Here is a 7,357-nt window from a genome sequence, read left to right as displayed (position 1 = left end):
CATGGGTAACGTAAGACACGAGGACCTCCGTGGATCGAGTGAGTGTGGTAACCCACATCGATACCGGAGGTCCTCGCCCTACCCCATCACGCCACGCTGCACACAACCACCGTGGGAAGAACAGCTAGGGCGCGCGATGCGCCCGGGGCGGATGCCTCGCCGCCGCGGCCGCGCGGGGCGCGCCGGCTTCGGCTTCTCCGCCGCAGCGCGCTCGTGTTCGACCTCGACGGCTTCGACGAGGCCGCGTGGGCGCCGTGGGAATGGGGCCTCACGCGGTTGGCACCGCTGAGGCTCACCCCTCGTCGAGCCCGCGCTCGGCGAGCCACTGCCTCGCTGTCGCGCGCGGCGCCTTGAGCAGCCACGAGTCGGCGACGAGCTCGGCGAGCTGCTCGCGCTCGACCGCGTCGAGGCGCACGAGCACCGCCGGGTAGCCGTCGAAGTGCGGGATCGTGAACAGGACGCCGGGAAGCGACGCGAGCAGCGCCTCCTTCGGCTCGAGGCCGTCGGTGCGGATGCCGATCACGGGGCCCTCGGGCCACTGGCGGCCGAGCTTCGCGAGCGCGGCCAGGTCGGCCTTGCTCGGCCCGCGCTCCCACGCGAACAGCCCGCCGGCGGTGCGCCACCCCGCACCGCCGCGGTGCCCGTCCACCTTCTCGAACGTGCCGGGAAGCCCCAGCGCGATCTCGCGCACGTCGTCGAGTGTCGCCATGCCTCAATGATGCGCCGGGGGTCGGACACCCGCGAGCCCGGTGACCCGCACCCGACGCCACCACGCTCGTGCGAGGCATCCGTCACTGCGGCGCCGCCGCGCTCTACAGTGGGCTCGTGGAGCAGATGGAGACCGTCTTCACCGGCGTCGCCGTCGCTTTCGAGGCCGTCGGCGCGCTGGCCATGGTGGTCGGCGCGATCGTCGCGGGGGCGCTCGGACTGCGCGCGCTGCTGCGGCGCGAAGGGGGCCAGGCCGCCTTCCAGACCCTGCGGACCACGCTCGGCGGTGCGATCCTGCTCGGGCTCGAAGTGCTCGTCGCCGCGGACCTCATCCGCACGATCACCTCGAAGCCGTCGCTGACGGATGCCACGATCCTGGCGATCATCGTCCTCATCCGGACGGTGCTGTCGATGTCGATCCAGATCGAGATCGAGGGCGTCGCCCCGTGGCGGCGGGCGCTGCTCACCAACGGCGCCTCCGTCATGGCGAAGCAGGTCGCGAAGGACCGCGAGGCCTCGCGCGCCGGCCGCGCCGGGTCTTCACCGGGCTGAGGCGGGGCAGCCCTGCACACGGATCGGGTCGACCGCTGAGCCGCTCAGCGGCCGAACCGGTCAGGAGCGAACGGTTCAGATGCCGTCGACACGGCCTACGAGATTGACCCTGATGCCCATGCGGTCCAGCATCGCCGCCTTCGCCACGAGTGCCTTGTCGGCGGTCTCGGCGTCGGGGGCGTAGACCAACTGTGCGTGATTCGCCTTGTGCCGCGCCATGAACTGGTCACGACTCACGTCGTGCAGCACGACATGAGCGATCGGCCATTCCGGGTTGGTCGCGTTCTTGCGGCGCTGGGTCTCGGCATCCGGCAGTTCGATCACCGTCCCCCGGAACAGGTCGGCCTGCAGAATGCCGTCGGCGATGAACACCCGGGACAGGACCACCTCGCCCGGCTTCGACACACCGTTGATGGTCGCGCCGCCCGCGGGGAAGAACACAGGATCTTGACGCCAGCCCTCGGCCCTGTCCCAGCCGCCGAGGTGCGAACCCGGCACCGAACCCGAGATCTCGTACACCCAGACGAATTGCCCCTCGTAGTCCTCGCCCCAGCGCACATCGTGGAGGGTGTTGTCCGGCACGAGGCCCATGGCCGTCCACACGCGGTCGGTCACGAGCGCGTCGACCGCGACGCCCTCGTCGGCCTCGTTGAAGTGCGGGAACGCGCGGCCCGCGAACAGTTCGCGTCCGTGGTCGCGCGAGTAGACGGGCGGGCGCTCGGTCGAGTTGAGCACGCCTTCGGCCAGGTCGGACGCCGGCACCAGATCCTTCAGCCCCTGCTGGTACTGGATGCCGACGGCGTCGAGCCCGAAGTCGTCGGCGATGCGCAGCGCGGCGATGTACATCTTCAGCTGCCAGCGCACCTGCGTCTCGGTCAGCTCGCTCTTGTCGTCGGTGCCGAGACGGAACGTCATGCCGCGGTCGGTCAGCCAATCGCGAGCGGCGTCGGCCTCGGCATCGGTCACTGTCAGCATCTCGGCGTACAGCGCCGACTGCGAGAGCCGCTCCTTGTAGATGCCTGTCGGGTTGAGCAGCTCGTCGTCGAAGATCGCGTTGTACATGCCCATGCAGCCCTCGTCGAACACGCCGATGATTGCCTTGTCGGCCAGAAGCTGGTCGCCGAGCAGGCGACCCAGCGCCACCTCGGGGGAGTCGGTCAGCTCAGGCAGAGCACGCACGTGCGACGCATCGTGCACGATGCGTCCGGTCTCGGTCCACTCGCGGATGCCGTCCCTGAACCAGTCGTCGGTGAAGTCGACCGACCAGGTCGTCGCGTACTCCTTGCCCATCTTGGTCAGTCCGGCGTTCAGGCCGAGAAGGCCCACCAGGCCGGGCCAGTCGCCGGCGAAGTTCGCAACCGTGAGGATGGGCCCTTCGTGCGTTCGCAGTCCCGCCAGCACATGGTGCGAGTATTGCCACACCGCCTCGGCGACGATGAGCGGGGCATCCTGAGGGATCGTCTTGAAGACCTCGAGACCCATGCGCTGGCTCGAGATGAATCCGTGACCGGTCGCGGGGTCGACGTCGTTCGCGCGGATCACCGACCATCCGAGCTCACCGAGCACGCGTGTCACACCGGCCTCGAGCTCGACCTGGGTGGGCCAGCCGGCCGTGTTCGCGGACTCGCGCAGATCGCCCGACGCGATGAGGTACGCGGTCTTCGGGGGCGTCGTCCTGCGCTCGCGCACGGCAGGGAGGATGTAGGTGCTCATTTGCTCTCCAGTGGTGGGGTTCAGGATGAAGTCGGTCGCGTCAATCGCGCGTTCGGGCACGCTGGCGTCGAGCCAGATCGTGCTGGATGCTCTTGGTGGTCGCGTACAACGAGAGATACTGCGCGAAGAGCGAGTCATACTCCTCGGTCGCAACGGGGTTCGGGTGAATCGTGTGCGCGCGCGGATTCCAGACAGAGATGTCGGGAGCATCGTCGGCCGTGGCGGATGCCGCGAGAAAGGCCGCGCCGTAGCTCGCGCCCACAGTGACTTGCGGCACCTCCTGGGTGAGGCCGGTGACGTCGGAGACGATCTGCAGCCATAGCTCTCCCCGTGTCCCTCCCCCCACAGCGACGACACGGCGGATGTCCGCACCCGCGGCCCGCATGGTCTCGACGTTGTGCCGCACGCCGAAGGCTGTGGCCTCCAGCGCGGATCGGTAGAGGTCCCCGCGCGTGTGGGCGAGCGTGAGCCCGGCGACGATGCCGCGCGCGTCAGGGTCAAGGATCGGTGTGCGCTCCCCGGCGAAGTAGGGAAGGGTGAGCAGGCCATCGGCGCCCACGGGCGACTGCGCCGCTTCGCCCAGGAGCGTCTCGTAGCCGACGCCGGCGATCCCGCGCCACCAGTCGGTGAGCGCACCGGAAGTCGCCAGGCCGCCGGCAAGGCACATCGTGCCGGGGAATGCGCCGACCGTCGTCCACATCGATGGGGTACGCAACGCATCGGTGCCGGTCGCGACGAGGAACATGGTCGTGCCGTACATGAGCATCAGATCGCCCGGGCGCGCCGCACCTGCGCTGATCGCTTCGGTCCAGGCGTCGATCGTCCCGGCGATCACGGGGGTGCCCGCGGTCAGGCCTGTGCGCGTGGCGGCCTCGGCGGTCACCGTGCCCACGACCTCGTGGGGCCAGACCAGGCGCGGGCGCTCCAGTCCGCCTGCGATACGGGTCCACCAGTCCTCTCGCCACTCGTGTTGCTCGATGTCATAGAGCGGCGTGCACTGGCTCGCACTGTGGTGATCGAGAACGTAGGCGCCGGTGAGGCGGCGGACCAGCCAGGAGGCGGGCATGAAGAGACGGACCGCGCGCGCGTAGGCGTCAGGCTCCTCGTCACGGACCCATTGGATCTTCGGCCCGGCCGCCTGCGTCGTCAAGGACGACCCGCCCGATGAGACGATCTGCGCGGCGCCGAGGTGCCGGGTCAGATGCGCGATCTGCTCTGTCGCGCGCGCATCCACGCCGTACAGGATCGCCGCGCGAACAGGTCGATCGTCTTCGTCGGCGAGCAGCACACAAGGCCCCATGCCGCTCACCCCGACAGCGGTCACCTCGGCGTCCGGAATCTGCGCGAGCAGGCGAGCGGTGAGTTCGGCGAACTCTGCCCACCAGAGGTCGGCGTCCATCTCCACCCAGCCGGGGCGCGGGCGAGCGACCTGATGCTCGATCGCGGCCGACGCGGCGACCCGGCCGTCTTCGGTCACGAGCACACCCTTGCTGCTGGAGGTGCCGATGTCGACTCCCAGCGCGCAGCGGATCACACCTGCACCTCGCTCTCGCGTCCGAGGCGAGCGGCCTGCAGCTCGCCTCGCAGCACGACCGTGCGAGCCGGATCCTCATCGCCTGCGATCCGCTCCAACAGCATTCGCGCGGCGGTGACCCCCATATGGCGAGCGGGAAGACGCACGACGGTCACGACATCGGGGGTCAACGTCGTGAAAGGCAGCGAGCCGACGACGGCGACACCGAGGTCGGGCGGAGTGAGCCCACGTTCGGTGAGCACCTGCAGCACCCCTACGCCCAGCAGGTTGTTCGTCGCGACCACGGCGTCAGGACGTGGCCCCGGCGCGTCGAGGACGGCGCTCATCGCCTCGCGACCGCCGTCGACGCGGAACGTGGAGAACCGCAGCAGGTCGACGGTGTCGACTTCGCAGGCGCCGGAGGCCATCGCCTGCCGCCAGCCCTCAGCTCGTTCGACGGCGGTCTCGACGTTGTCGGGGCCGGTGATGCACGCGATCCGGCGATATCCCGCCGCGAGCAGCGCCTCGGTCGCCATGCGCGCGGCGGAGCGGTTGTCCATCATCACGCCGTCGATGTCGTAACCGGTATGCCGGTCCACGGCCACGACCGGCCGGCCGTCGGCGAGCACGTCGTCGAGGGCGGCGTGGTCGGACGCCGACGCGATGATGACTCCGGCCATGCTTCCCGCCACAGCGATGCGCAGGTACGCGTCCTCTTTGTCGGGGTCCGCGTCGGAATTGCACAGCACGACCGAGTACCCAGCGACCTGCGCCTCGTCCTCGACGCCGCGGGCGACCTCCGTGAAATAGGGGTTCTCGATGTCGGGGATGATCAGGGCGATCACCTCTGTGCTCTGCTTGCGCAGCGTGCGGGCGGCCCGGTTCGGCGTGAACCGCAGTTCGCGCGCGGCGTCGCGGACCGCGGTCGCCTTCTCGTGCGACACCGCGGTGCCGTTGAAGACCCGCGACACCGTCGCAGGAGAGACCCCCGCAAGCTTCGCGACCTCATAGATCGTCGCCATCAGATCTCCTTCCGAGCTGCCGAGTTCGAGCGCCGGCACCTGTCTGCGCGCGCGGCATGCACGCGCACGAACCGCCGGTCACACCGCACTCGAAGCATCCTCCGAGGCGGTCGTCTCGACATTCTCGACCAGGCGGTCCCACGCCGCATCCAAGCGCCGGCGACCTTCGGCGTCCAGACCCGGCAGCGGTCGCCGGCAGACGCCGAGTTCACCGGCGTACTTGCCGCCCAGGTACTTCGCGGCGGCGAAGACGCCCACGGCGACCATCGCCTCCACCGTGTCGTTGATGCGCGTCTGCACGACTCGGGCCCCGAGCAGGTCGCCGCGGTCGGCGCGTGCCCGCAGGGACCGGAAGAGGTCGATCTGCAGGCCCACTGTGGTGCCGATCGCGGCGCGGGCGCCCAGCGCACGGACAGCGAGATACAGCTCGTCGAATCCGTTGATGAGCGCGAGGCGGGGATGGCGGTGCATGAGGCGCTCGGCGCCGAACAGATTCTGCGAGGTGTGCTTGATGCCGACGACCTGCGGCAGTTCGAGAATGCTCTCGAATCCTCCGTCGGCGACGTCACGTCCCGTGAACTGAGGGATGTTGTACAGGACGAAGGGCAGGTCGACGGCGTCGATCACCGCACGGAAGTGGGCGACCACGTCATCTGTGGAGTACTTGTAGTACAGCGGGGGGATCATCGAGATCGCCGCAGCACCGGCTTGGGCTGCGGCATCCGCGATCTCGATCGACTCTCGGGTCGACATCGCGCCCACATGCACGTACACGGGGATGCGCCCGGCCGCCGCGCTGGAGGCGGCCGCAGCCAGTTGCGCCCGTTCCTGAGCCGACATCAGCACGCCCTCACCGGTGGAGCCGCCGATGTAGACCCCCTCGACGCCACGGGCGATGTCGGCCTCGACGAGGGATTCGAGCGCCGCAAGGTCGAGGCTCTCATCGGCCCGCATCGGGGTCGGCTCGGCGGCGATCAGGCGATCACCGATGACGTCGCTCACCATGCGGTCCACCCGCCGTCCACGACGAGGTTCGCGCCCGTCATGTATCGCGACGCGTCCGACGCGAGAAAGACCAGCGCTCCGTTGTACTCATCGGCCTCGGCCATGCGGCCGATCGGGATGCGTGCGGTGTAGTTCGCCTGGAACTTCGCGTCCTGCGTGTCACGCCGCACGCCGGACGGGGTGAGGGTGTTCACGCGGATTCCCGCACGGCCCCAGTAGGTCGCGCAGTAGCGGGTGAGGTTGTACAGACCGGACTTCGCCGCCGAGTACGCGACCGGCTTGATGAACGGGACGCCGGTGTCCTCGGCCTTGTACGCGTAGATGTCCTGAACGGGCGAGACCATGCCGTAGATCGATCCGATGTTGATGATCGATCCCTCCGAACCCGCATCGCGCATGCGCCGGCCGACGGCCTGGGTGACCAGGAAGGTCCCCACGAGGTTCGTCTCGACGACCTCGCGAAAGACATCTGCGGGAAAGAGCTCGAACGGGCCGGAGACCTCCGGCGGGGCGCTGGGCTGGGTGTCGATGCCGGCGTTGTTCACGAGGATCGTCGGCACGCCCCAGGTCTCGACCACGAGGTCGAGTCCGCGTTCGACGCTCGTCTGGTCGGTGATGTCCATCGTCACGGCGAGCAGGCGGTCCGCGCCGTCCTGGATCCCCACACGCTGCGCGGCGTCGGGCACCGCGCTGCGGGAGGTCACCGCGACGCGTGCGCCGCGAGCGTGCAGCGCCTTCACGAACTCGGTGCCGATCTGACCGAACCCGCCGGTGACGATGGCGACATGGCCCGCGACCGAGAAGAGCGGGTCGAATGCCTCGGACATGAGGATCTCCTTCTGTT

General features: G+C 69.2%; 8 protein-coding genes. 2 read left to right on the top strand and 6 right to left on the bottom strand.

The annotated features are described in order from the left end of the window. Positions 1–111 precede the first annotated feature (111 nt). A complete protein-coding gene (locus AB1K54_RS09725) occupies positions 112–354 on the top strand; it encodes a DUF2252 family protein (protein WP_371202543.1) in 243 nt (80 codons plus the stop codon). Here the strand turns inward: AB1K54_RS09725 and AB1K54_RS09720 are convergent. Then, a complete protein-coding gene (locus AB1K54_RS09720; RefSeq protein WP_371202542.1) occupies positions 293–709 on the bottom strand; it encodes an MmcQ/YjbR family DNA-binding protein in 417 nt (138 codons plus the stop codon). The genes AB1K54_RS09725 and AB1K54_RS09720 overlap by 62 nt on opposite strands. Positions 710–834: 125 nt before the next feature. Between AB1K54_RS09720 and AB1K54_RS09715 the strand changes: the two genes are divergently transcribed. After that, entirely contained in the window at positions 835–1,260 is a 426-nt protein-coding gene (locus AB1K54_RS09715) for a DUF1622 domain-containing protein (RefSeq protein ID WP_371202548.1), read from the top strand. A 75-nt stretch (positions 1,261–1,335) separates the two neighbouring features. On the opposite strand, the gene AB1K54_RS09710 is transcribed toward AB1K54_RS09715, so the two are convergent. From AB1K54_RS09710 to AB1K54_RS09690, 5 genes are all read right to left on the bottom strand, one after another. Continuing rightward, positions 1,336–2,973 (bottom strand): fucose isomerase, encoded by a 1,638-nt coding sequence (locus AB1K54_RS09710; RefSeq protein ID WP_371202541.1) that lies wholly within the window; start codon positions 2,971–2,973, stop codon positions 1,336–1,338. 40 nt (positions 2,974–3,013) lie between these two features. Next, positions 3,014–4,507 (bottom strand): FGGY-family carbohydrate kinase, encoded by a 1,494-nt coding sequence (locus AB1K54_RS09705; protein ID WP_371202540.1) that lies wholly within the window; start codon positions 4,505–4,507, stop codon positions 3,014–3,016. Continuing rightward, positions 4,504–5,508 (bottom strand): LacI family DNA-binding transcriptional regulator, encoded by a 1,005-nt coding sequence (locus tag AB1K54_RS09700; protein ID WP_371202539.1) that lies wholly within the window; start codon positions 5,506–5,508, stop codon positions 4,504–4,506. Before AB1K54_RS09700 ends, AB1K54_RS09705 begins: the two co-directional genes overlap by 4 nt. A 78-nt stretch (positions 5,509–5,586) precedes the next feature. After that, the gene (locus tag AB1K54_RS09695) at positions 5,587–6,510 is read right to left on the bottom strand and encodes a dihydrodipicolinate synthase family protein (protein WP_371202538.1); all 924 of its coding nucleotides are present in this window, start codon (positions 6,508–6,510) and stop codon (positions 5,587–5,589) included. After that, entirely contained in the window at positions 6,507–7,340 is an 834-nt protein-coding gene (locus AB1K54_RS09690; protein WP_371202537.1) for an SDR family oxidoreductase, read from the bottom strand. The genes AB1K54_RS09695 and AB1K54_RS09690 overlap by 4 nt, the downstream gene beginning before the upstream one ends. Between the last annotated feature and the right edge of the window lie 17 nt (positions 7,341–7,357).

This window comes from Microbacterium sp. BWT-B31 (assembly GCF_041379855.1).
In the GTDB taxonomy this organism is placed as follows: Bacteria; Actinomycetota; Actinomycetes; order Actinomycetales; family Microbacteriaceae; genus Microbacterium.
The sequence above is the reverse complement of the archived record's forward strand: the minus strand, read 5'-3'. Positions and strand labels throughout refer to the sequence as shown.

What these genes read in the sequence shown, in the direction of transcription:
- AB1K54_RS09720 (WP_371202542.1), bottom strand. Translation starts at nt 709, where the DNA reads ATGGCGACACTCGACGACGTGCGCGAGATCGCGCTGGGGCTTCCCGGC.
- AB1K54_RS09715 (WP_371202548.1), top strand. Translation starts at nt 835, where the DNA reads ATGGAGACCGTCTTCACCGGCGTCGCCGTCGCTTTCGAGGCCGTCGGC.
- AB1K54_RS09710 (WP_371202541.1), bottom strand. Translation starts at nt 2,973, where the DNA reads ATGAGCACCTACATCCTCCCTGCCGTGCGCGAGCGCAGGACGACGCCC.
- AB1K54_RS09700 (WP_371202539.1), bottom strand. Translation starts at nt 5,508, where the DNA reads ATGGCGACGATCTATGAGGTCGCGAAGCTTGCGGGGGTCTCTCCTGCG.
- AB1K54_RS09690 (WP_371202537.1), bottom strand. Translation starts at nt 7,340, where the DNA reads ATGTCCGAGGCATTCGACCCGCTCTTCTCGGTCGCGGGCCATGTCGCC.